This window comes from Pseudoxanthomonas kalamensis DSM 18571 (assembly GCF_010211745.1).
Lineage (GTDB): Bacteria > Pseudomonadota > Gammaproteobacteria > Xanthomonadales > Xanthomonadaceae > Pseudoxanthomonas_A > Pseudoxanthomonas_A kalamensis.
Window position 1 is genome coordinate 1 of the sequence record NZ_PDWQ01000131.1, and the last position, 532, is coordinate 532.

1 protein-coding gene is annotated in these 532 nt (G+C 62.2%); it reads right to left on the reverse strand.

The window, feature by feature from the left end; translation table 11 throughout:
* Positions 1–532: aconitase family protein (locus CSC70_RS14365; protein ID WP_246189444.1), on the reverse strand; the 532-nt coding region annotated here is incomplete at both ends.

The following is a 532-nucleotide window of genomic DNA, read 5'->3' on the forward strand; positions in this document are numbered from 1 at the left end:
GTGGTGTGGCTGTCGGTACCGAACACGGTGTCGGGGTAGGCGACCAAGGTGCCGTCCTTGTCGGCGCTCATCACCACGCGCGCCAGGTTTTCCAGGTTCACCTGGTGAACGATGCCGGTGTTGGGCGGCACCACCTTGAAGTTCTCGAACGCCTTCTGGCCCCAGCGCAGGAAGCCGTAGCGTTCCTGGTTACGCTGGAATTCGATCTTGCCGTTGAGGTCGAGCGCGTCCGGCTTGCCGAATACATCCACCTGTACCGAGTGGTCGATGACCAGTTCGGAGGGAATCTGCGGATTGATCTGGTCGGCATTGCCGCCGAGCTTGACCACCGCATCGCGCATTGCGGCCATGGCGACCACGCAGGGCACGCCGGTGAAATCCTGCAGCACCACGCGCGCCGGCATGAAGGCGATTTCGGTATCGGGCTCGGCGCTAGGGTCCCACTTGGCAACCGCTTCGATATGGTCCTTGCCAACGGTCACGCCGCCGTCCTCATGGCGTAGCAGGTTCTCCAGCAGGATCTTCATCGAAT